General features: G+C 28.7%; 22 protein-coding genes. 3 read left to right on the plus strand and 19 right to left on the minus strand.

Annotation, left to right across the window (positions count from 1 at the left end):
• Positions 1–8 precede the first annotated feature (8 nt).
• Genes Q1A46_RS05565 through Q1A46_RS05575 form a run of 3 tightly spaced genes read left to right on the plus strand, consistent with a single transcriptional unit; the run spans position 9 to position 4,585 of the window.
• The gene (locus Q1A46_RS05565; RefSeq protein ID WP_299675054.1) at positions 9–1,073 is read left to right on the plus strand and encodes a 3-oxoacyl-ACP synthase III family protein; all 1,065 of its coding nucleotides are present in this window, start codon (positions 9–11) and stop codon (positions 1,071–1,073) included.
• 49 nt (positions 1,074–1,122) lie between these two features.
• Positions 1,123–2,658 (plus strand): glutamine-hydrolyzing GMP synthase, encoded by a 1,536-nt coding sequence (gene guaA / locus Q1A46_RS05570; RefSeq protein WP_299675057.1) that lies wholly within the window; start codon positions 1,123–1,125, stop codon positions 2,656–2,658.
• A gap of 25 nt (positions 2,659–2,683) precedes the next feature.
• Positions 2,684–4,585: a LysM peptidoglycan-binding domain-containing protein gene (locus Q1A46_RS05575; RefSeq protein ID WP_299675060.1), complete on the plus strand. Its 1,902-nt coding sequence runs from the start codon at positions 2,684–2,686 to the stop codon at positions 4,583–4,585.
• A 51-nt stretch (positions 4,586–4,636) separates the two neighbouring features.
• Here Q1A46_RS05575 and Q1A46_RS05580 read toward each other — a convergent pair whose 3' ends face one another.
• The 19 genes from Q1A46_RS05580 to Q1A46_RS05670 form a co-directional block, all read right to left on the minus strand.
• Positions 4,637–5,767: a DegT/DnrJ/EryC1/StrS family aminotransferase gene (locus Q1A46_RS05580; RefSeq protein WP_299675063.1), complete on the minus strand. Its 1,131-nt coding sequence runs from the start codon at positions 5,765–5,767 to the stop codon at positions 4,637–4,639.
• A 3-nt stretch (positions 5,768–5,770) separates the two neighbouring features.
• The gene (locus tag Q1A46_RS05585; RefSeq protein ID WP_299675066.1) at positions 5,771–6,793 is read right to left on the minus strand and encodes a GNAT family N-acetyltransferase; all 1,023 of its coding nucleotides are present in this window, start codon (positions 6,791–6,793) and stop codon (positions 5,771–5,773) included.
• Positions 6,772–7,821, minus strand: coding sequence for a hypothetical protein (locus Q1A46_RS05590; protein WP_299675068.1), 1,050 nt, complete (start codon positions 7,819–7,821; stop codon positions 6,772–6,774). The genes Q1A46_RS05585 and Q1A46_RS05590 overlap by 22 nt, the downstream gene beginning before the upstream one ends.
• On the minus strand, positions 7,811–8,464 hold the full coding sequence (locus tag Q1A46_RS05595; protein WP_299675071.1) for a sugar transferase: 654 nt from the start codon (positions 8,462–8,464) through the stop codon (positions 7,811–7,813). The genes Q1A46_RS05590 and Q1A46_RS05595 overlap by 11 nt, the downstream gene beginning before the upstream one ends.
• A 9-nt stretch (positions 8,465–8,473) precedes the next feature.
• Positions 8,474–9,136: a hypothetical protein gene (locus tag Q1A46_RS05600; protein WP_299675074.1), complete on the minus strand. Its 663-nt coding sequence runs from the start codon at positions 9,134–9,136 to the stop codon at positions 8,474–8,476.
• Positions 9,129–10,016 carry a CoA ester lyase gene (locus tag Q1A46_RS05605; protein WP_299675077.1) on the minus strand — a complete coding sequence of 296 codons (888 nt, stop codon included), beginning with the start codon at positions 10,014–10,016 and terminating at the stop codon, positions 9,129–9,131. The genes Q1A46_RS05600 and Q1A46_RS05605 overlap by 8 nt, the downstream gene beginning before the upstream one ends.
• Before the next feature lie 7 nt (positions 10,017–10,023).
• Positions 10,024–10,479 (minus strand): MaoC family dehydratase, encoded by a 456-nt coding sequence (locus Q1A46_RS05610; protein WP_299675080.1) that lies wholly within the window; start codon positions 10,477–10,479, stop codon positions 10,024–10,026.
• Positions 10,466–11,284, minus strand: coding sequence for an aldolase/citrate lyase family protein (locus tag Q1A46_RS05615; protein WP_299675082.1), 819 nt, complete (start codon positions 11,282–11,284; stop codon positions 10,466–10,468). Before Q1A46_RS05615 ends, Q1A46_RS05610 begins: the two co-directional genes overlap by 14 nt.
• Position 11,285: 1 nt before the next feature.
• Positions 11,286–12,473, minus strand: a complete 1,188-nt coding sequence (locus tag Q1A46_RS05620) for a glycosyltransferase family 4 protein (RefSeq protein ID WP_299675086.1) — start codon at positions 12,471–12,473, stop codon at positions 11,286–11,288.
• Positions 12,474–12,489: 16 nt separating this feature from the next.
• Positions 12,490–13,302: a glycosyltransferase family 2 protein gene (locus tag Q1A46_RS05625; RefSeq protein ID WP_299675089.1), complete on the minus strand. Its 813-nt coding sequence runs from the start codon at positions 13,300–13,302 to the stop codon at positions 12,490–12,492.
• Positions 13,295–14,536, minus strand: coding sequence for a lipopolysaccharide biosynthesis protein (locus Q1A46_RS05630; protein ID WP_299675092.1), 1,242 nt, complete (start codon positions 14,534–14,536; stop codon positions 13,295–13,297). The genes Q1A46_RS05625 and Q1A46_RS05630 overlap by 8 nt, the downstream gene beginning before the upstream one ends.
• The gene (locus tag Q1A46_RS05635) at positions 14,533–15,801 is read right to left on the minus strand and encodes an O-antigen polymerase (protein WP_299675095.1); all 1,269 of its coding nucleotides are present in this window, start codon (positions 15,799–15,801) and stop codon (positions 14,533–14,535) included. The genes Q1A46_RS05630 and Q1A46_RS05635 overlap by 4 nt, the downstream gene beginning before the upstream one ends.
• Complete coding sequence (rfbA, locus tag Q1A46_RS05640; RefSeq protein ID WP_299675098.1) at positions 15,798–16,655, minus strand: glucose-1-phosphate thymidylyltransferase RfbA; 858 nt, start codon at positions 16,653–16,655, stop codon at positions 15,798–15,800. Before rfbA ends, Q1A46_RS05635 begins: the two co-directional genes overlap by 4 nt.
• A gap of 1 nt (position 16,656) precedes the next feature.
• A complete protein-coding gene (rfbD, locus tag Q1A46_RS05645; protein ID WP_299675101.1) occupies positions 16,657–17,523 on the minus strand; it encodes a dTDP-4-dehydrorhamnose reductase in 867 nt (288 codons plus the stop codon).
• Complete coding sequence (gene rfbC / locus Q1A46_RS05650) at positions 17,504–18,052, minus strand: dTDP-4-dehydrorhamnose 3,5-epimerase (protein ID WP_299675104.1); 549 nt, start codon at positions 18,050–18,052, stop codon at positions 17,504–17,506. The genes rfbD and rfbC overlap by 20 nt, the downstream gene beginning before the upstream one ends.
• A 5-nt stretch (positions 18,053–18,057) precedes the next feature.
• Entirely contained in the window at positions 18,058–19,107 is a 1,050-nt protein-coding gene (gene rfbB, locus Q1A46_RS05655; protein WP_299675107.1) for a dTDP-glucose 4,6-dehydratase, read from the minus strand.
• A 22-nt stretch (positions 19,108–19,129) separates the two neighbouring features.
• Positions 19,130–20,452 carry a UDP-glucose/GDP-mannose dehydrogenase family protein gene (locus tag Q1A46_RS05660; protein ID WP_299675110.1) on the minus strand — a complete coding sequence of 441 codons (1,323 nt, stop codon included), beginning with the start codon at positions 20,450–20,452 and terminating at the stop codon, positions 19,130–19,132.
• 3 nt (positions 20,453–20,455) lie between these two features.
• Positions 20,456–20,887: an adenylyltransferase/cytidyltransferase family protein gene (locus Q1A46_RS05665; protein WP_299675113.1), complete on the minus strand. Its 432-nt coding sequence runs from the start codon at positions 20,885–20,887 to the stop codon at positions 20,456–20,458.
• 102 nt (positions 20,888–20,989) lie between these two features.
• Complete coding sequence (locus Q1A46_RS05670; RefSeq protein ID WP_299675116.1) at positions 20,990–22,273, minus strand: nucleotide sugar dehydrogenase; 1,284 nt, start codon at positions 22,271–22,273, stop codon at positions 20,990–20,992.
• Positions 22,274–22,276: the final 3 nt, after the last annotated feature.

The following is a 22,276-nucleotide window of genomic DNA, read 5'->3' on the forward strand; positions in this document are numbered from 1 at the left end:
TTTTAGCAATGAAGGCAGTAATAACAGGAACAGGATGCTATATTCCAACGGTAAAAAAGGAGAATGATAAATTTATTTCAAATAGATTTTTAAATGCAGATGGTACACCATTCAACTCTTGTAATACAGAAATCATTGATAAATTTAAATCTATAACTGGAATTTTAGAAAGAAGATACGCTGAAAATGATTATACAGCATCTGATCTTGGTTATTTTGCTGCAAAAAATGCTATTGAAAATGCAAATATAGATGCCGAAAGTATCGATTATATCATCGTAGCTCACAATTTTGGAGATGTAAAAAAATCAGGAATACAAAGTGATATCATTCCAAGTTTGGCTACTAGGGTAAAACATTTACTACAAATTCAAAATCCAAACTGCGTTGCTTATGATATTTTATTTGGTTGTCCAGGCTGGGTAGAAGGTGTTATTCAAGCTCAAGCATTTATTAAGGCAGGTATTGCAAAAAAAGCTTTGGTTATAGGTACAGAAACTTTATCAAGAGTTATAGATAAACATGATCGTGATTCAATGATATATAGTGACGGTGCTGGTGCCTGTATTGTAGAAAGTACAGACACTAATATAGAAAATGGAATTTTGGGTCATGCTTCGCAAACGTTTTCTAAAGATGAAGCCTATCATTTATTTTTTGGGAATTCTTATGATCAGAATGAAGATGAAAGTGTTCGCTACATTAAAATGCACGGAAGAAAGATTTATGAATTTGCTTTAACTCATGTTCCTAAAGCAATGAAAGCTGCTTTAGATAAAAGTGGAGTTGATATAAATGAAGTGAAAAAAGTTTTTATCCATCAAGCAAATGAAAAAATGGATGAAGCTATTATCAAACGTTTTTATAGACTTTATAAAAAACCTGTTCCAAAAGACATTATGCCAATGAGTATCCACAAACTTGGTAATAGTTCAGTAGCTACAGTTCCTACATTACTAGATTTAGTTCTTAAAGGAAAAATTGAAGGGCATAACTTACAAAAAGGAGATATTTTTATTTTAGCTTCTGTTGGTGCGGGTATGAATATCAATGCAATAGTATATCGTTATTAAAAAGTGAAAAATTCATGCAAAAATAAAAATCAAACTATTATTTTTGCGGATGCAACAACACAACGTATTAATATTAGATTTTGGTTCGCAATACACTCAGTTAATTGCGCGTAGAGTAAGAGAGTTGAATATTTACTGTGAAATTCATCCTTACAATAAAATTCCACAAAACTTAAACGATTTTAAAGCTGTAATCTTATCAGGAAGCCCTTCCTCTGTTCGTTCAGATGAAGCACCGCATCCAGATTTATCAGAAATTAGAGGTAAAAAACCTTTATTGGCTGTATGTTATGGCGCACAATATTTAGCACATTTTTCAGGTGGTTTAGTCGCTCCATCAAATACGAGAGAGTATGGTAGAGCTAATTTATCATTCATTAAAAATGAAGAACAATTTTTAAATGGTATTTCTGAAGGAAGCCAAGTTTGGATGAGCCATTCTGATACCATAAAAGAATTACCTGAAAACGCTATTTTATTAGCTAGTACTAAAGACGTAGAAAACGCAGCTTATAAAATTGAAGGTGAAACTACATTTGCTATCCAATTTCATCCAGAAGTTTATCATTCAACAGACGGAACATTGTTATTAAAAAATTTCTTGGTTGATATTGCTAAAATCGAGCAAAATTGGACACCGAACTCTTTTGTTGAATCAACAGTTTCTGATTTAAAAGAGAAAATTGGAAATGATAAAGTAATATTAGGACTTTCTGGAGGTGTAGATTCTACAGTTGCGGGAGTTTTATTACACAAAGCAATTGGTGATAATTTACACTGTATTTTCGTAAATAATGGATTATTAAGAAAAGATGAGTTTAAAAGTGTACTTCAACAATACGAAGGCATGGGATTAAACGTTAAAGGTGTAGATGCTTCTGAAAGATTTTTAAATGCCTTAGCGGGAATTAGTGATCCTGAAACTAAAAGAAAAACAATTGGTAGAGTATTTATTGAAGTTTTTGATGACGAAGCAGCTAAAGTTGAAAATGCAAAATGGCTAGCACAGGGAACTATTTATCCAGATGTAATCGAATCTGTTTCTGTAAATGGAGGTCCTTCAGCAACAATAAAAAGTCATCATAATGTTGGTGGATTACCAGATTTTATGAAATTACAAGTTGTTGAGCCATTACGAATGATTTTTAAAGATGAAGTAAGACGTGTTGGAGCTTCTATGGGAATTGATAAAGAATTATTAGGTAGACATCCTTTCCCTGGTCCAGGTTTAGCAATAAGAATCTTAGGAGATATTACGTCAGAAAAAGTTCGTATTTTGCAAGATGTTGATGCCATTTTTATAAATGGGTTAAAAGAATATGGATTGTATGATAAGGTTTGGCAAGCCGGTGCAATATTATTACCTGTTAACTCTGTTGGAGTAATGGGAGATGAAAGAACTTATGAAAAAGTAGTAGCTTTAAGAGCTGTTGAAAGTACTGATGGTATGACAGCAGATTGGGTAAATTTACCTTATGAGTTCTTACAAAACATATCGAATAAAATAATTAATAATGTTAAAGGTGTAAATAGAGTTGTTTACGATATTAGTTCTAAACCACCTGCAACAATAGAATGGGAATAATCGTACTAAGCAGTAATTGAATTATATGAATAAGATTAAATTTTGGACTTTTACTTTACTAGTAACTATACTGGTATCTTCTTGTAGTCAACAAAAAAGATACATCTCTTATAAAGTAAAAGAAGGGGAAACTATGCGAGATATCGCAAATCGTATCGATGTTAAAACGGAAGATTTGGTTCGTTTAAATCCCGATGTAGGTGAAACCCCATCAACAAATAGTGTTATTATTATACCAAATCCAGAGTATAAAAAATCAATTCCTTTAATACAAGAGCCAAAAGGTGATAAACAGTCTGAGGAAATTAAAGATGAAAACACTAATGAATCTTCTTCTGAAAATGAAGTTACTACTGAAGATGAGAACAATACCGTAAAACAACCAGATTCTACTCAAATTATTAGAACTGTAATAGAATACAAAAAGCATACGGTTAAACCAGGAGAAACTGTTTACAGAATTACAAAAGATTATAATCTATCGAAAGAAGAATTAATAAATCTTAATCCTCAATACCCTAGGCTAAAAGAAAATTATTTAGATGTTGGTCAGGTTTTAAAAGTAAAAGTAGCAGAGAAGAAAATCATTTACTTATCTAGAGAGGATGATTTAAAAAATCATATCACTCACACAGTTAAATCTAAAGAAACAGTTTATAGTTTAACAAGATTCTATAATATTACTAAAGAAGATTTAATGAATCTGAACCCTGAATACCCAGAAATTGAAGATAATAATTTACAAGTTGGTCAGGTATTAAGAATTCGAAACATTGCTGATAATTTAGAAACATATTCTTCTGAAATGTTTATAGATAGTATTGCTGAAATAGATGAAAACATAAAGTTAGCTTTACTTTTACCTTTTAGAGCGAAAGAATACGACAGTATTTCTTATGAAAATATTTTCGATACCTCTAAAGGGAAACGAGGGAATGCTAATTTGGCAAACTTAGTAACTGACTTTTATATGGGCTCTGAAATCGCTATAGATTCTATTAAGAGTTTAGGAATAAAAGTAGATGTTTCTGTTTTTGATACTGGAAATAGAGGAAAGAACATCAAAGGAATTTTAGAGAAAGAACTTTTAAACGATATGAATGCCATTATTGGTCCATTCTATTCAGACAAAGTTAAGGAAGTTGCTAAAGCATCAGATGCACCTGTAATTTTCCCTCATTTCTCAAGAAATCAAGATCAATTTTCTTCTTCAAAAATTGTAAAATCTGCTCCAGATAAAACTACAAGAAGTCAAGCTTTAGGTAATTATCTAAACAAAATATATGACGGAGAAAGTATTTTTATTGTTTCTGATGGAACTGAAGCTTCAGATGCTCAAGCTAAAGAAATAACTCAAGTATTGAAAAGTAACGATTCTATTGATAATGTTTTCGTTTTAAAACCTGAAGACAACTTTATAAAAAAGGAACGTTTTACGGATAAAATGAAACCAAATTCTCATAACTGGATTATTATCGCAACTGATCAAAGAGCTGTTGTTGCCAATGCAATAAATAGCATGGTCGTTCTTCCTGAAGGAATTTCTGCACAAGTTTTTGCGATTGATAAAAATAGTAGATCTTATGAAAATGTAGATAATAATACTTTAGCTAGAATCGGTTTTACATATGTAACTGATAGTTATGCTAACTACGAAGATGAAAACATGAAGAAATTTATTAGTAGCTATAAGGCCAAAAATAAAGACATTCCAACTGAATACGCTGTTCGTGGTTTCGATATTACTTTTGATGTTTTAATGCGTTTAGCTTCTGGAGAAAAACTTTTAGACACCTATAAACAAGGAGCTTCTATTCGTTTAGAAAATAAATTTGAATTTGATAAAAAGCTTTTTGGAAGTATTTATAATAAAGGGTTATTTATTGTTAAATATAATCCAGATCTAACCTTAGAAAGAATTAAATAAATATTATAAAAATTAAAAAGTTCAGAATATAAATTCTGAACTTTTTAATTTTTATAATAACTTAGATATTGATCTCTTGATTCTATCTCTATCCTTATCAGACAAATTCGAGCCAGAAGGAAGACATAAACCGTTATCAAATAAATTTTCCGATATCGTAGTTCCATAAAATTTACAATTCTTAAAAACAGGTTGCAAATGCATTGGCTTCCATAAAGGTCTAGATTCTACATTATCTTCTAACATTTTTAATCTTAAATCTTCTCTGGTAAAACCAACTTTATTTTTATCTACCAATATTGAAGATAACCAATGGTTAGAAAAATAATCTGAATTAGGCTCTGTAAAAACATCTACTCCATCTATATCTTTAAATAACTCTTTGTAAAAAGAATTATTATTTCTCCTAAGATTTATATGCTTATCTAAAACCTCCATTTGACCTCTTCCAATTCCAGCAGTAATATTACTCATTCTATAATTATAACCAATTTCTGAATGCTGATAATGCGGAGCATTATCTCTAGCTTGTGTAGCTAAAAAAATTGTTTTTTGTTTACTTTCCTCAGTTTTACAAATTAAAGCGCCTCCTCCAGAGGTTGTGATAATTTTATTTCCATTAAAAGAAAGTACTCCAAAATCTCCAAATGTACCACATTTTTGCCCTTTGTATGTAGAACCTAGAGCTTCAGCAGCATCTTCGATTAATTTTATATCGTAGGAATCTGCTATAGCTTTAATTTGATCAATTTTAGCTGGCATACCATACAAATGAACTACTATAATTGCTTTAGGTTTTTTTCCTTTTGCTATTCTATCTTCTACTGCCTGTTTTAATGAATTTGGACACATATTCCAAGTTTCCTTTTCACTATCAACAAAAACAGGAATAGCTCCCTGGTATACAATTGGATTAGCTGAAGCTGAAAAAGTCATACTTTGACAAATAACTTCATCTCCATGTGATACTCCTGATAATATTAATGCTAAATGCAAAGCAGAAGTACCAGAAGCCAAACAAGCTACTTTAGATTCTTCCTTAATATAACTTTCTAAATCTTTCTCAAAACCATTTACATTAGGACCTAGAGGAGCTACCCAATTCGTATCAAATGCTTCTTGAACATATTTTTGCTCTCCTCCTCCCATATGAGGAGATGATAACCAAATTTTATTTTCCATATTTTAAGCTCTATATAACGGGAAAAATGAACTGTCTTTTGAAATACCTTTTTCTTCGACTAATTCATCATACTTTTCTTTATTAACTATATATTTCCAAATTTTAAACTGAAACAATTCTTTAGAAAAACCTGATTTGAATCTAAACAATGGATCTTCATCACTACCTCCTACTCCACCTCCTAAATGTAAAAAATCAACATTTAACTCATTACCCAGTAATCTAGCTTCATCCAAAATCAATTTCATTGGTGTATCTCTAGCAAAAGCTTGTTTTGTTCCTGCTAAATGATACTGAATTATTTTATTTGTAATTGTAAAAATCGCTCCAGCAGTAGTTTCTCCTTCTTTTTTAGCTAACAACAATTTTGTCTCGAAACAATTATTATTAAGAAATTTATAGAAATATTCTCTTGGAAAAAAGTAGTAATCATTAGCTTCTACTTTTTTCATTGTTTCATAATAAATATCAATAAATTCGTCTTGTTCTTCTTTTGTAGTTGCTTCAACAACTTCAAAATTATTTTTCTTTAACTTATTAATTTCATATTTATTTGATTTTCTGTATTGTCTTCTTTGTTCTTCAGGACTTATTGTAAGGTTGATTGCTATCGTTTTATTTAAATTAACAACTTCACCTAACCCATTAATCAATTTATCATTTTCTAAAATTGGATGTAGTCTTGAAAAAACAGATATTATCTTTTTTTCATTAAAAAAATCATTTAATTTATTCTGAAAACTAGTTTTTAACTCTTCAGAAATAGTATTAATATCTAGGTTTGATATAGCACCTGCATAACCATAAACTGAAGTACAATCAAATAAATCTGTATCTGGTATTTGTCTTATGATTAGAGGTAAAGCTATAAAATCATTGCCTTCTGTATATACAAACAATATTGGTTCACCTTCTTTTTCTAATTTATTATAAGATAAAGTATGGTAAAAATCATACACACGTGATCGATTTACATACTCTTTCCAAGATTCATCTGTTGGTCTTATAATTTTTGTTTCTGACATTCTTGAATTGATTTTTTTAATTCTGTAGTTATATATATAATATCTTCTTCTGAATACCTATAATCTAAGTGTAAAAATAGAAATCTATTTTGATAATTAATATCAATATCTGTTTTCTGATTTGGCCACAAAATAGCAGGATATATATTAGATTGGATTAATTTTCTACGTACAAAATCCCTCTGAGTATTTGAGTCAAAAAGTAACAATAATCCTAATGAACTTTCTTTTACACTAAATAAATAACTTAAATAATTTTCGAGATGTTTTAATGCTAATTTAATATTTGATTCTTTCTTTTTTAATATTTTTTCAACATTTAATGTTTCTAAAATATTTTCTGCTAAAGAAGGTAGTTTATAATCTTTATAAAGTTTTATTAACTGTTCTTCTGCTTTAGAATAATAACTCCTATATAAATCTTTATTTAAAAATCTATTTTGTAAGTATTCATTTTTTAAGAACATACCTAATGTTTTGTTCTCTGCTGCTTGATCTGCTAGAATACTCCCCTTACCTTTTGGAAGTTTTAACTTATGTGGAGAATACAAAAAACCACCTAATGGTATTGGTAATTGTTTTCTTAATGATCCAAAAACATAATCTGACCTACTCTCCTTAACTCCTTGAATACAATGAGTTAAATCATCTACGACAACAATTTTTTTAAATATTTCAGTATTATTTTTTTTTACACCAAAATAATTGACATTGATAAAGACACTTGTTTTATTATCCTCAAAAAAATCATAGTTTAGTAATAAATCATCAGGATTTGACTGAAAAACAACTATTTCAATATTTAACTCTGATAAACTTTCAATTACATCTTGGCAATAATAAGAAGGGATGTAAACTTTTGTCCACCCATAATTTTCTACTCCATACTTTATTAAAGCATACAAAGCAGATCTTCCTGATAGAAAAAAAGAAAAATCTTTGTTATCGAAAAAAAAGTTCTGCTTTTTATTTAAAATAAATTCTTTATTACAAGAATGGAAATCAGAACCAAATTCTTTATTTATCATTTTTCTTCTCTGGATTAAAATAATTTTTACTTAATCCTTTACTTATACCTATATCATCAACTTCAGACATTGGCCTACCTAACTGGATATCGCTAGACTTAAAAACTTTCAGAAAAGTTTTCCATAATATTTTAATATCTAGAAATAAAGACTGTTTATTAACATATTCTACATCTAGATTGAATCTTTCACTAAACTTAAGATTATTCCTTCCTGAAACTTGTGCTAAACCTGTAATACCTGGTTTTACATTATGCCTTTGGATATGGTAATCGTTATAATAAGGTAAATACTCAATTAAAAGTGGTCTTGGACCTACAAAACTCATATCTCCTTTAATTACATTAAAAACTTGAGGTAATTCATCTAGTGATGCCTTTCTAATAAACTTACCAAAAGGAGTCAACCTTTCCGTATCATTTAAAAGCACCCCATCTTTACCCTTTTTATCATTCATAGATTTGAACTTTATCAACTTAAAAATTTGATTATTAAACCCAACTCTTTTTTGTGTAAAAAAAGGTTTTCCAGAATTTAAAAAAGAAAGCATTAATGTTATAACTATGTAAAAGGGTAATAAAATGATTAACACAAAAAATGCTAGAAATAAATCTAATAACCTTTTAAAAAATATTCTATACATTGTTTGTGTTTATAAGTTTTTAGCAAATTTAGCTGGATTACCCATTACAACTTGGTTATCTTGAATGCTTTTAATTACGTTACTTCCCATAGCAACCATAATATTATCTCCAACTTCAATTTTATTATTTAATGAAGAATTTAGTCCCATAAAAATGTAGCTTCCCATTTTGATATTACTACCAATTAAACTATGTGCTGCGAAAAAATTATGATTTCCCATAACAGTATCATGACCAAACAGACACATTGAGTTAAATGTATTATGGTTTCCCATTATTGTGTTAGAACTTATGACAGAACCTGCTTGAATAACATTTCCATACCCCATTTTAAAACTTCTACAAACAGTTACAGAAGGATGAATAAAATTACCATATCGTTCTAATGGTATTTTAAATTGAGGTAACCATGAAGCTCTTTCCATAAGTTTATCTGGTCGGTATAATTGGTAAATAAAAAATACATCATCATATTTTTCATATTTTTCATAAACTTCTCTTGTTTTACTTAAAACAGGAAAACCATTAATTTCTTTACCAAATGATTCGTCATCAAAAGCAAAACCAATAAACTCATCTTCATAATTATAATTATCAACTGCATCTTGTATTTGTTCAGCTATATTAACAGCTGTACCAATACCTCCTATAATAATTATTTTTTTACCCATTGTTTTGTTCTATTTTAAGTTGCTTTTTTAAAATTCTTTTAGCTTTTGCAACAAAGGGAGGTCCAATGAATTTACCTTTCATAATTGCTACACCCTGATTATTCTCTCTAGCTTCTTTATCTAATTTTAAAATTTCTCTAGAGTGGATTAATTCTTCCTCAGATGGTGAATAATATTTATGAACTAAATCTAGTTCGATTGGGTTTAATACTAACATTCCTTCAAAACCTAGATTTTTAGATACTTTTAAATTTACTTCTAAATCTTCTAGATCCTTTACTCTAACATGAACCGTATCAATTGGAATAATATCGTGTGCTCTCGCTGCCATTGCAATCATTGCTCTTGGAGTAAATAAGCTTTGATGCTCTTCATCATGTATTCCTTGTAGGTCTGTTATAAAATCTTCTGATCCATAAGCTATTCCAACGACTCTTTTAGAAGCACTACATATTTCTTGAACATTCATTACAGCTGAAGCTGTTTCTATTAAAGGAATGATTTTAAATGTACCTATTTCATACCCTTTTTCAAACTCTATTGTTTCTAATAACTTATCGAAAAAGTAAATATCTTCTCCTCTTTTGGCTTTAGGATACATAAAACCATCAATTTCAGGAACTGTCAATTGTAAAACATCCTTTAATAATTGACCACTTTCTCTATCGTTTATCCTAGGAAATATAGTACGACCTTCATATTTTTTTTCTTTAATCTTTGCTAAAAGCTTATCTCTAGCAATTTGTTTATTTCTTTCAGGTTGCACTGAATCTTCTATATCAAATAATAGAACATCTGCATTTACTTTTGAAGCACTTTCTAATAGTTTATCTGAATGAGCTGGAACAAACATCAAGCTTCTCATTAAATAATCTTTCATGAAATTTTTATTTCTTTGGAATTAAGACTTTTCTTCTAAAACTTAAAACAGGATCGTTATTTTGGTTATATGCAATAGTTTCTACGTAAACTATACCACGATCATTTTTTGATTTTGATTCTCTTTTATCTAATACTGTAGTCTTTGCAGATATAGTATCATTCACAAAAACAGGACCTAAATGATTCACACTTTCATACTCTAAATTGGCTATAGCTTTACCGCTAATATCTGGCACTGTCATACCTACAACTAAACTAAAAACTAAAGTTCCTACAACTAATATTTGTCCATGCTGATGATCTTTTACATGCTCTAAACTTAAATGAACTGGATGATGATTCATTGTAAGTAAACTAAAAAAGTTATTATCACTTTCGAAAATAGTTTTTGTTAATGAGTGCTCAATTGTTTCTCCGACATTAAAATCTTCAAAATAATTCCCCAAATTACTTGCTTTCATAATATCTTAAAATTTTATTCATTTTTTTTAAATGTGGTCTCTCTATAATTTGTCCATCAATAACTGTTGGAGAAAATTCTTTTTCATTTAAAACCTTATTTAATTCTTCTTTTATTCTTTTTGCCCATACAAAATCTTCTTCTGAATATAAATTGAGTTCTTTTAACATGGATAATTGCCATGGATGGATATAAAATTTTGCATCGTAACCTTTTCTTACTCCGTCTAAAATTTCATTCTTAAACTCAATTTCATTTTTAAGCTCCATAGAAGCAATATCGATAGCTAAAACATCAATTGATCTAGCATAAATTAATAATTGCTGTCTTAAAAACTCTAAATTTTGTAAATCGTGTACACCACCTATTTCTCCCATTAAATCATGACTACCTATACATACGCCTGTAAAGAAATCTTTATACTTAAATAAAATGTCTTTAACATCTATAAAAAGATTCGATGTTTCTATTAAAAGAATGATATTTATCTCATCACTATTTAAACCTTTTATAGTCTTCTTAAAATCTTTTTTATTTTCAATTTTAGGGAAAATGAATTTATTAAAACCCGAAGTAATCAATTTACTTAATAAAGTTAAATCTAATTTTTCCTTATCGTTATATAATGGAACTCTTATATAGAAATCTTTTAAAGATTCATCATTAATTAATTTTTCTAACAATTCTAGTCTTTCAGAAAATTTAACTGCATCTTCTAAATCGATTATAATTTCTGAGACACCAAGTTTAATAATGTCTTTAATCTTATGTAATCGTGTCCCTGGAACAAAAAAATAACTATCCAATTTAACTTATTTTAGAAATAACATTAACAAATTTAGCACACAAAATACTTTTATCATACTCATTTTCTGCCAATTTCCTAGAGTTTTCACCCATTAACTTCATTTTTTCTGGTTCATTTTGAAGTTCTTTTATAATGGTAACTAACTCACTAGGCTCTTTAGGATTAGAATAATAACCACATTTATATTTTTCTACCAAATCTTTAGTCCAACCAGCTGAATTTACTATTAAGGGTTTTCCTGCTGATAAAGAATCAAATAATTTATTAGGTGAGTTTGTATATAAAATAGGTAAATCTAAAAAACTAACTAAAGATACGTCACACAAATTCACGATCTCAGAAGTTTCTTGCATTGCATATCTTCCTAAAAAATGTACATTATTAAGGTTATTGTTTTTACATTTATTTTTCATGGCCTCTTCTGTAGATCCTCCTCCTATAAAAATAAACTCTATTGAATCATCATCTTTTAATAAAGTAGCTGATTCTATTATAGTGTCAATTCCATTTGCGATACCTAAGGCTCCAAAGTGTATTAATTTAAAAGAGTCTTTTTTTAACCCTAATTTTTCAACTAATTCGATGTTTTTAGATCTAGGATAGAAAGCATCTATTTTTGCCATATTAGGAATCATAGATACTTTTTCTTGCTTTTCATATTTTAAAACTCCTTTTTCCATTCCTGGTGAAAGAGCTATAATGTGTTTTGCATTCTTATAAATTGTTTTTTCAAACCAGATTGCCAAATTCCTAACAAGATTATTTTTTAAAGCTCCCATTTGAATTGGTACTTCTGGCCACAAATCTCTTACCTCAAAAAGATATGGTACTCGTTTTATCTTCTTTAAAACTAAAGCAGGAAAACCTATAGTTAAAGGAGTTGAAGTAGCTACAACCAAATCTACTTTTTTTTCACGTAATGAGTAGTATGATGATTTAATCATAAAACTAAAAAAAGAAATTAACCTTTGAAAAATAGACATTTTCTGATTATACGGTACTCTTAAATAAATAACATTAATGCCATCTATTATTTTTCTTTCTATCTTATTTTTAATGGTACTACTCGTAGTTAACATAGTTACTGAGTGACCTTCTTTTATCAATTCTTGAGCGATCCAATAAGATCTAGTTCCTCCCGGTTCTAGAGGAGTTCTAAAGTATTGATGTATATATAATATCTTCATTATTTATGATTCTATTTTATTTCTTTGAAAAGAAATAATTAAAAAATTTAATATAAGATTGATCTGAGTAATCTCTCATTTGTTTATTATTAATATCCATACTACCATCTTCATAATGCTTTATTTTAACTTTATGTGGTATGTATTTTATAGCTATAGAATTTTCGTAAGCTTTTCTTGCCAAAAATTGTTCTTCTTGAAATAAAAACATTTCATTATAAAAAACAGGATTAATTTTCTCTACTGCTTTTTTCCCAAAAATGATAAAAGCTCCATGACAACTGTAAGTATTATAACTTGATTTCTTAATTACTTTAGTATAAAAATTAAGTAAACGCCTAACGATACCGTTTGCAATATAAATTAAGCGTCTTAAAGTCATTTTATCATTGACAATAGCTTTATAAAAAAGCTTTCTCGTTGTTAGTGAAAAAGTATGGATGTATGGATTTTGATCTTTATCTGTTAAAGTTAAAATTTTAGGTCCATAAATATTTTCTCTAGATGCATTTAATAAAAAATCTGTATCCATTTTTTGAATAAGAACATCAGAGTTACATACAATAAGGTATTCAAAATTATAATTTTTAAGAGCAAAATCTATACCTACATTATTTCCATAACTATATCCTAAATTTTCAACATTAATAAAATCTGCTTTGTTAGATAAAGCGATTTGATTGAATACTTCTTTTGACTCTTCATCGTAAAAGCTGTTAACAATAATCACCTTACTATTTTCTAGCTTATTTTCTTTAAAAAAATTTTCTAAGTCTAAGGTATTTCTGTAGGTTAAAACTACATAAACAAAATTATATGATTTATTCATTAACAAGTTTTATTTTTTTCCAAATTAAAAATGATATTAGTCCTAAACTAACGTAAATTATATTATAAAAGATAGCTGCTTGAATTATAGATTCAGAAAAATAAATTAAGGTAATTCCTAAACAACAAGAAAAAGCAACTGTATAAGTATTGTATGGTTTTTTAGTAACAGCATCTATAGGGTTTCTGAGTAATAGATAAAGTGAATTAGGTAAAATTGATAATACAATTAGATTCACTATATTTTCTGCAGGAATAAACTCTGCACTAAAGAATAATTTCAATAATAACTCGTTGAAAATAAAAATAAAAGCCACTACAATAACAGAAATAATCAAATACATGTATAAAAACTTTCGTATCAAATAATCTACTTGAGAGTATTCTTTATCTTTATAACTTTTACTGACTTTTGGTAATAATATGATTCCTATATAAGAAAAAATCGGATTGATTAAGGCTTTTAAAGTAATTCCAGCAGCAAAAAAACCTCCCCATTTATTTCCAAATTTATTATTTATTATAATGAGAGGGATTGCATTTAGAGAAAACAGAAAAAAATCTCCTATAAGTCTACTATAACCATAAGACCATAATTCTTTTATATTAGGTTTTATTGTTTTACTTTTCCATACACTTATTATGTTTCTATTTTTTAAAAGTTCTATTACAATTTGTGTTATAACAAAAATAGAGATTGAAATTATACTCCATAGAAAAAACTCTTGTAAACTATCGGTAAAAAAGAAAACCACTGTTAATACAATTAACTGAACAGACAATTGACTTAGGTTAAAATAAATTATCCTATCCATACCTCTTAAATATGCATATGAAAAGGAAACAAGAGCTATTATAAAACTATAAAAGAAACAAAGAAGAATTAAATTGTTATTTGTTCCGAAAACAAGCTCTTCTAAAAAAGATTCAAAAGATATAACAATTAAACCTAGCAAAGCTGCCAAAACCAGAACAATATAAAAAGCAGAAAAAGCTAATGAAAGTTTATCTTTTTTCTTGTCCGTTTGCGGTAAATATTTGGGTATCGCTATTCCCATTCCACCTAATATTATGAAACTAATAACGCCTGAAGTTTTTTTAAAAACACTATAAATACTATAAGTTTCTACCCCAAAATTTAAACTAATCAGTTTATTAATTACTAAACCAATAAACATGACTGAAACTTGTATTGATATTGAAAATATTAATTCTTTTTTTAAACTCCCTATCATTTAGTTTGAGTTATTTTTTTTATCGATAAAAATTTTGTTAGAAATAATAATAATGAGAAACTTAGGATAAAACTCATGTATGCAAATATTGAAGACAAATATGAGTTCAACACAAAAAATACTAAAGCACTTAAAACACTTAAAGCTAGGTTAGGAAAATGTACTGATAATGATCTTATTTTTCCAAAAATAAATCCTAGACAAAATAGAAATAATATGGAACCTAAAATTCCAAAATCTTGGATTAAATATCTATAGATTGTATAAATATTTGTACCATAAATCCTTCCATTAGATTTAAAATAATGGAAATCTGTAAAAATTCCTACTTCTCTCTTTACAATTCCTAGAGTATTAAAAACTCCAAAAAAAGTTTTAACTCCTAATTCATACTCTCTATCTACTGTTTCTATATTTTCTAACAACCAAATATCTAAAGCTGGTACATGAGCAACATAACTTGACATTTTATAATTTGCTGATCTTACAGCACTTTGGTTTAACGCTCCCATTCTTGCTGCAAATGAAAAAATAAAAAGACTATAAAAAAGAAACACAAAGGTTAAAACAGAAACATAGACCTTCTTTTTGAATTTCGGCAACCTTCTCTCAAAAACTAAATTAGCGACTAAAAAAGAACTTACTAAAATTAAAACGCAAGCAATAAATACCAATTTAGTGTTTTGTGTTAATAACACAATTAGAGAAGGTAATAGAGATAAAAATAAAAGCTTTCGTTTTCTTACAAGAAAAAAATAAACTCCAGAAAAAAGAGGTAATAAATAAACAAATATTAAAAAAATTTGTGCTATTAAAGTTCTTTTTATTTCCCCTGAATACCTAGCTACTGCTAATTCATTATTAGTAGATAATAAACCTTGTAAAGAAAATAATCTACTTAGTGATATACCATTATTAATTAAATTAAAAATTGGATATAAGAAAGCTAAGGAAAAAATAATTAAAAATATTTTTTTAGCTCTCAATTTTCTGAAACTATAAAAAGATTCTTGAGTTGATTTTGGTACTTTTAATGCTTTTGAATTTAATGAGAAAAACTCTCCTAAGAATATAAAAAGACTACTTCCTAGTAATAATAAATATAGTTCTATCGAAAGTTTATATCCTGAAAAAAAAAAGTTTGAAAAAACTATGTTACCAAACCAAAAAAGAGAAAATATAAAACTAATAGTATACTTATTTCTTTTTTTAAATAAAGAATAAGTTATAAAACTATAAATTATTAGTATTAAGAAATTAATCATTTTACTCTTTTTAAATAACTTCCGTAACCACTTTTACATAATGGTTCTGCTATTAAATCTAATTGCTCTTTTGATATATATCCCATTCTATAAGCAACCTCTTCTATTGCACCTATTTTCAATCCTTGTCTTTCCTCAATTACTTGAACAAATTGACCTGCCTGCATTAATGATGTAAAAGTACCTGTATCTAACCAAGCTGTTCCTCTATCAAACACCCCTACCTTTAATTTACCTCTTTTTAAATACTCCTTATTAACATCTGTAATTTCGTATTCACCTCTTGCAGATGGTTGTATATTTTTAGCTATTTCTACAACATCGTTATCATAAAAGTATAACCCTGGAACTGCATAATTTGATTTAGGTTTTTCTGGTTTTTCTTCTATTGAAATCACGTTATTATCATCATCAAAATCTACCACACCATATCTTTCAGGATCATGAACTTGATACGCAAAAATAACTCCACCCTCTTCTTTCGTTGAATTTTGAAGTAACTTAGACATACCACTCCCATAAAAAATATTATCACCTAAAACCAAAGCCACTTTATCATCTCCGATAAACTCTTCACCAATAACAAATGCTTGAGCTAAACCATTTGGTTTTTCTTGAACTGCATAAGAAAATTTACACCCAATTTTACTTCCATCTCCTAATAATCTTTCAAAATTAGGTAAATCATGTGGTGTAGAAATAATTAAAATCTCTTTAATCCCTGCTAGCATTAACGTAGATAAAGGATAATATATCATTGGTTTATCATAAACAGGCATTAACTGCTTACTTACTGCTAAAGTTAAAGGGTGAAGTCTTGTACCAGAACCTCCTGCCAAAATTATTCCTTTCATTTTATATATTTTTATTGAGCATTTGTTTCAAACTATAGTCCCATTTTGGAACTTCCAAACCAAATGTTTCTTTTATTTTGGTTTTGTCTAGTAAAGAGAAACTAGGACGCTTAGCTTTAGTTGGAAAATCTTTAGTTAAAATCTTATTCACTTTACAGTCGAATTTCATAATTTTCTGTATTTCTACAGCAAAATCGTACCAAGATATTTGCCCTTCATTAGAGTAGTTATAAATCCCAGTTTTCCAATTATTAGAAGCTATAATTTGTAAGACAGCTTTAGCTAAATCTTTAGCATATGTAGAACTACCTATTTGATCAGAAACTACAGAGATTTCATCTCTATTCTCCATAAGTTTACACATTGTTTTCACAAAATTATTCCCATAACGAGAGTAAACCCAAGATGTTCTAAAAATCATATACTCATTGCAGTTCTGTGTTACTTTTTTCTCACCTGCTAACTTTGAGGCTCCATAAGTGTTAATTGGGTTTGTTACATCATTTTCCTTGACTGGAGAACTACTTGTTCCATCAAAAACATAATCTGTTGAAATGTGAATTAATCGAGATTTATTTAATGTACACCACTTACTAATAATATCTACAGCTTCGTCATTTATTAAAAATGCAGTTTCTTTTTCATCTTCAGCTTTATCAACTGCTGTGTAAGCTGCAGCGTTAATTATGTAGTTTGGCTGTTCTTTGCTTAACACTTTCAATATTGAATCTGGATCATTCAGAGGCATTGAACTTCTATTTACAAATACAAATTCAAAATTATCAAACTCCTTCTCTAAATCTCTCAATTCTGAGCCTAACTGTCCATTGCTACCTGTTACCAGTATTTTATTTTCTGAAGATCTCATTAAAATTAGGCAAAATTAAATCTTTCTCTGATACCTTTATATTTTCTTTATCTAACCCCCAATTAATATTTAAAAAAGGATCATCGTATCTAACACCTTGCTCATATTCTTTGTTATAATAATTATCACATTTATAAAAAAACACAGCTTCTTCTGAAAGAACAGAAAATCCATGCAAAAAACCTCTAGGAACAAAAAGTTGCAAATTGTTTTCTGCAGATAATTTAACAGCAACATGTTTTCCGAAAGTTGAAGAATTTGGTCTAGCATCAACTGCTACATCGATTACTTCTCCTTTTAAAACTCTCACTAATTTAGCTTGTGCGTATTGTCCTTTCTGAGCATGTAATCCTCTTACTACACCTTTGTATGAAAAAGATTGATTGTCTTGAACAAAATTAACATCCAGATTAGTGATATCTTTAAATATTTTATTATTAAAACTTTCAAAAAAATAACCTCTATCATCTTCAAACTTTTTAGGTTCTATTATATAACAACCTTCCAAATGAGTTTCTTCTATTTTCATAGTATTTATTTTCTATATTGAGCTTTGTAATATTCTTGGTAATCTCCAGAAGTTATATTATTTAACCATTGTTGATTATCCATATACCATGCAATAGTTTTAGCTAAACCTTCTTTAAATGTAACAGAAGGTTCCCAACCTAATTCTTTATTTATTTTTGATGCATCTATAGCATACCTTAAATCATGTCCTGGTCTGTCTTTAACAAATGTTATTAATTTCTCACTTTCACCTTCATCTCTTCCTAAAACTTCATCCATTTGCTTGCACAATTCTTTTACAAGATCGATATTTTTCCATTCATTAAAACCTCCAATATTATATGTTTCGGCATTTTTTCCTTCATGAAAAACTAAATCTATGGCTCTAGCATGGTCTATAACATATAGCCAATCTCTTGTAAACTTTCCATCTCCATAAATAGGTAAACTTTTTCTATTAATAATATTATTAATACAAAGTGGTATTAATTTCTCAGGAAAATGATTAGGCCCGTAATTATTGGAACAATTAGTAATTACAAAAGGTAAATTATAAGTCTCTCCATAAGCTCTTACGAAGTGATCTGAGCTTGCTTTTGATGCAGAATATGGAGAATTTGGACTGTATGAAGTTTCTTCTGTAAAAAATCCTTCGTCACCCAAAGCACCATAAACTTCATCTGTACTTATATGATAAAACCTTTTACCTGTAAAGTCTGCCTTATGAGTATTTTTAAAAGCATTAAGTAAATTTAATGTCCCTAAAATATTAGTCTTCGCAAAAGATAAAGGATCAAGAATAGAACGATCTACGTGTGACTCTGCTGCTAGGTGAATTACTCCTTCAAATTTATGAACTTCAAAAAGTTCATTTATTCCATTCTCATTAGTTAAATCCTCTTTTATAAAAGTATAATTGGATTTATTTTCTATATCCTGTAAATTCTCTAAATTACCAGCGTAGGTTAACGCATCAAGATTGAAAATATGATAATTTTCATATTTGTTCACTAATAGTCTTACTACATGAGATCCTATAAAACCAGCTCCTCCTGTAACTAATATTTTCTTCATTTTTTGATTGTTTTGAAACGAATTATTTTCCTATTCTAAAATATTCAAATCCCTTTTCCTCTAAGTTATAGGCCATATACTGATTTCTTCCATCAAATATAATTGGCTGATTTAATTCTTTTTTTATCTCCTCAAAATCAGGAGATCTAAACTCCTTCCATTCAGTTAATAAGATTAAAGATTCTGCTTCATTTAAAACATCATATTTTCTTTGAAAATATTCTACATTCTCTATTCCTTTTAGGTAAAAATGTCGTGCTTCGTCCATAGCTTTTGGGTCATAAGCTTTTACTTTAGCTCCTCTACTAACTAATTCTTTAATTATATAAATCGATGGAGCTTCACGCATATCATCAGTCCCAGGCTTAAAAGAAAGCCCCCATATAGCAAATGTTTTCCCCGTTAAATCTTCTCCGTGACGCTTTACTATTTTTTCAGCTATAACAAATTTTTGCCTATTATTAACTTCCTCAACAGATTCTATAAGTTGAGCTTTATAATTATGCTCTTCTGCTATCTTCTTTAAAGCTTTTACATCTTTTGGAAAACAAGAACCTCCGTAACCACAACCTGGATAAATGAAACTATATCCAATTCTAGCGTCAGAACCAATTCCTAATCTTACATTATCTACGTCTGCTCCTACTCTTTCACAAATATTAGCTATTTCATTCATAAATGAAATCTTAGTCGCTAACATAGCATTGGCTGCATACTTAGTCATTTCAGCAGAGCGAACATCCATAGTTACAAAACGATCATGCGTTCTAAAGAAAGGACTATATAACTCTTTCATTTTTTTAAAAGCTATATCTGATTGAGCTCCTATAACAACTCTATCTGGTTTCATAAAATCATTAATCGCATCCCCTTCTTTTAAGAACTCTGGATTTGAAACGACATCAAAACTTATATCTAAACCTCTTTTATCTAACTCTTTTGCTATTGTTTCTTTTACTTTATCAGCAGTTCCTACAGGCACTGTAGATTTATCTACAACAATTAGAGATTTTGTCATTTTCTCTCCAATTTCTCTTGCTACAGACAACACATACTGTAAATCTGCTGAACCATCATCTCCCATAGGTGTACCTACAGCTATAAAAACTACTTCAGCATCTTTAATTGATTCTTCGAGATTTGTAGTAAAGAAGAGTGTCTTTTTTTCTACATTTTTAAGAACCATTTTTTCCAAACCTGGTTCATAAATTGGAATTATTCCTTCGTGAAGTTTATTTATTTTATCTTGGTCTATATCTACACAGGTAACTTTATTACCCATTTCTGAAAAACAAGTTCCAGACACTAGTCCTACATAACCTGTTCCAATTACAGCAATATTCATATATTATTTATCCTTATCTTTTAAACTCTCTTTCTCAGCTACTTCCTTTCTTAAACCACTACTTGAAAAGCGATGTTCTCGTTTATTAAAATATAACTTGATTCCTTTTTTCTCACAATAATCTCTTCCAGTAAACATTTTGCTAGCATATTCATCCCCTATAATTCGAACATCTATATGAAATGAACGTAAGACATCCTCTAGATCTTGCTCAGTAGCATAAGGAACTATCTCATCGACGTATTTACATCCTTTAAGTTGAATATATCGTTCTACTACAGATTGTACTGGTTTGTTTTTTTCTGGCCTATCTAATGTAGGATCAGTTTGGAGTCCACAGATTAAGTAATCGCATTGACGTTTAGCTTCTTCTAACATTTTTATATGACCTGCATGAAGCAAATCAAATGCACTAAAGGTTATACCTACTTTCATAATTTCTGTTTCTTTTAATGAACAAATATATTAAGTTAATTTATTTTGAAAAGCCTTTTTCAATTTTATTAACGATTAATTGACCTATTCATAATTAATTATCTATAGTGTTTTATCTTTTTGACTTGTTTTTAAACTGTTTTTAACATCATAAACAACAGCTTTATTTTTCTTTAAAACTTCAAAATCTATATTCATAAACTCCTTATGGGCTACAGTTAAAACTATAGCATCATATTTCTCTTTGGGTAATTTTTGTACTGATTTCAATCCATATTCAACAAACACTTCTTCTTCATTTGCCCAAGGATCATAAATATCCACATTCAACCCATAATCTTTTAAAGCATGTACAACATCAACTACTCTAGTGTTTCTTACATCTGGACAGTTCTCTTTAAATGTTACACCTAAAATTAAAACTTTAGCATCTTTAATCCTAAGATCATTTCCTATCATTAATTTGATAACTTCAGAGGCTACATATTCCCCCATACTATCATTTAACCTTCTTCCTGCTAAAATAATTTCAGGATGATATCCAAACTCTTGAGCTTTTTGAGCTAAATAATACGGATCGACACCAATACAATGTCCCCCTACCAAACCTGGTTTAAATGGCAAAAAATTCCATTTAGTCCCTGCAGCCTCTAAGACATCATGAGTATTTATCCCCATTAAATTAAATATCTTGGCTAATTCATTAACAAAAGCAATATTTATATCTCTTTGAGAATTCTCTATAACCTTTGCTGCTTCAGCTACTTTAATTGTTGGAGCTAAATGTGTTCCTGCAGAAATCACTGACTTGTAAAGATCATCCACTACTTTTCCTATTTCAGGAGTTGAACCAGAAGTAACTTTTAATATCTTATCTACCGTATGTAATTTATCACCCGGGTTTATTCTTTCTGGTGAATATCCCACAAAGAAATCTTTATTGAATTTCATACCAGAAACTTTCTCTAAAACAGGTACACAATCCTCCTCAGTAGCTCCTGGATAGACTGTAGATTCATAAATTACTATATCGTCTTTCTTTAAAACTTCACCAACTGTTTCACTAGCTTTAATCAAAGGTGTTAAAACTGGACGATTATTTTTATCTGTTGGTGTAGGAACTGTAACCACAAAAATGGTACAATCTTTTAAGTCGTTTATATTAAAAGAACAATACAGACCATTTGAATTAGTATTTTCATCAACTATAACAGAATTCAACACTTCGTTATCGACTTCTAAAGTTGAATCCACACCCGATTTTAATTCCGCTATTCTTTCTTTATTTATATCAAATCCAACAACTGAATATTTAGTAGCGAATAACCTAGCTAAAGGCAAACCTACATATCCTAATCCTATAATTCCTATTTTTGGTTGACTCATTAC

It is taken from the genome of uncultured Tenacibaculum sp., from assembly GCF_947502995.1.
Lineage (GTDB): Bacteria > Bacteroidota > Bacteroidia > Flavobacteriales > Flavobacteriaceae > Polaribacter.

Coding starts and splice junctions, on each gene's coding strand:
- Q1A46_RS05565 (WP_299675054.1), top strand. CDS start 9: ATGAAGGCAGTAATAACAGGAACAGGATGCTATATTCCAACGGTAAAA.
- guaA (WP_299675057.1), top strand. CDS start 1,123: ATGCAACAACACAACGTATTAATATTAGATTTTGGTTCGCAATACACT.
- Q1A46_RS05575 (WP_299675060.1), top strand. CDS start 2,684: ATGAATAAGATTAAATTTTGGACTTTTACTTTACTAGTAACTATACTG.
- Q1A46_RS05580 (WP_299675063.1), bottom strand. CDS start 5,767: ATGGAAAATAAAATTTGGTTATCATCTCCTCATATGGGAGGAGGAGAG.
- Q1A46_RS05585 (WP_299675066.1), bottom strand. CDS start 6,793: ATGTCAGAAACAAAAATTATAAGACCAACAGATGAATCTTGGAAAGAG.
- Q1A46_RS05590 (WP_299675068.1), bottom strand. CDS start 7,821: ATGATAAATAAAGAATTTGGTTCTGATTTCCATTCTTGTAATAAAGAA.
- Q1A46_RS05595 (WP_299675071.1), bottom strand. CDS start 8,464: ATGTATAGAATATTTTTTAAAAGGTTATTAGATTTATTTCTAGCATTT.
- Q1A46_RS05600 (WP_299675074.1), bottom strand. CDS start 9,136: ATGGGTAAAAAAATAATTATTATAGGAGGTATTGGTACAGCTGTTAAT.
- Q1A46_RS05605 (WP_299675077.1), bottom strand. CDS start 10,016: ATGAAAGATTATTTAATGAGAAGCTTGATGTTTGTTCCAGCTCATTCA.
- Q1A46_RS05610 (WP_299675080.1), bottom strand. CDS start 10,479: ATGAAAGCAAGTAATTTGGGGAATTATTTTGAAGATTTTAATGTCGGA.
- Q1A46_RS05620 (WP_299675086.1), bottom strand. CDS start 12,473: ATGAAGATATTATATATACATCAATACTTTAGAACTCCTCTAGAACCG.
- Q1A46_RS05625 (WP_299675089.1), bottom strand. CDS start 13,302: ATGAATAAATCATATAATTTTGTTTATGTAGTTTTAACCTACAGAAAT.
- Q1A46_RS05630 (WP_299675092.1), bottom strand. CDS start 14,536: ATGATAGGGAGTTTAAAAAAAGAATTAATATTTTCAATATCAATACAA.
- Q1A46_RS05635 (WP_299675095.1), bottom strand. CDS start 15,801: ATGATTAATTTCTTAATACTAATAATTTATAGTTTTATAACTTATTCT.
- rfbA (WP_299675098.1), bottom strand. CDS start 16,655: ATGAAAGGAATAATTTTGGCAGGAGGTTCTGGTACAAGACTTCACCCT.
- rfbD (WP_299675101.1), bottom strand. CDS start 17,523: ATGAGATCTTCAGAAAATAAAATACTGGTAACAGGTAGCAATGGACAG.
- rfbC (WP_299675104.1), bottom strand. CDS start 18,052: ATGAAAATAGAAGAAACTCATTTGGAAGGTTGTTATATAATAGAACCT.
- rfbB (WP_299675107.1), bottom strand. CDS start 19,107: ATGAAGAAAATATTAGTTACAGGAGGAGCTGGTTTTATAGGATCTCAT.
- Q1A46_RS05660 (WP_299675110.1), bottom strand. CDS start 20,452: ATGAATATTGCTGTAATTGGAACAGGTTATGTAGGACTAGTGTCTGGA.
- Q1A46_RS05665 (WP_299675113.1), bottom strand. CDS start 20,887: ATGAAAGTAGGTATAACCTTTAGTGCATTTGATTTGCTTCATGCAGGT.
- Q1A46_RS05670 (WP_299675116.1), bottom strand. CDS start 22,273: ATGAGTCAACCAAAAATAGGAATTATAGGATTAGGATATGTAGGTTTG.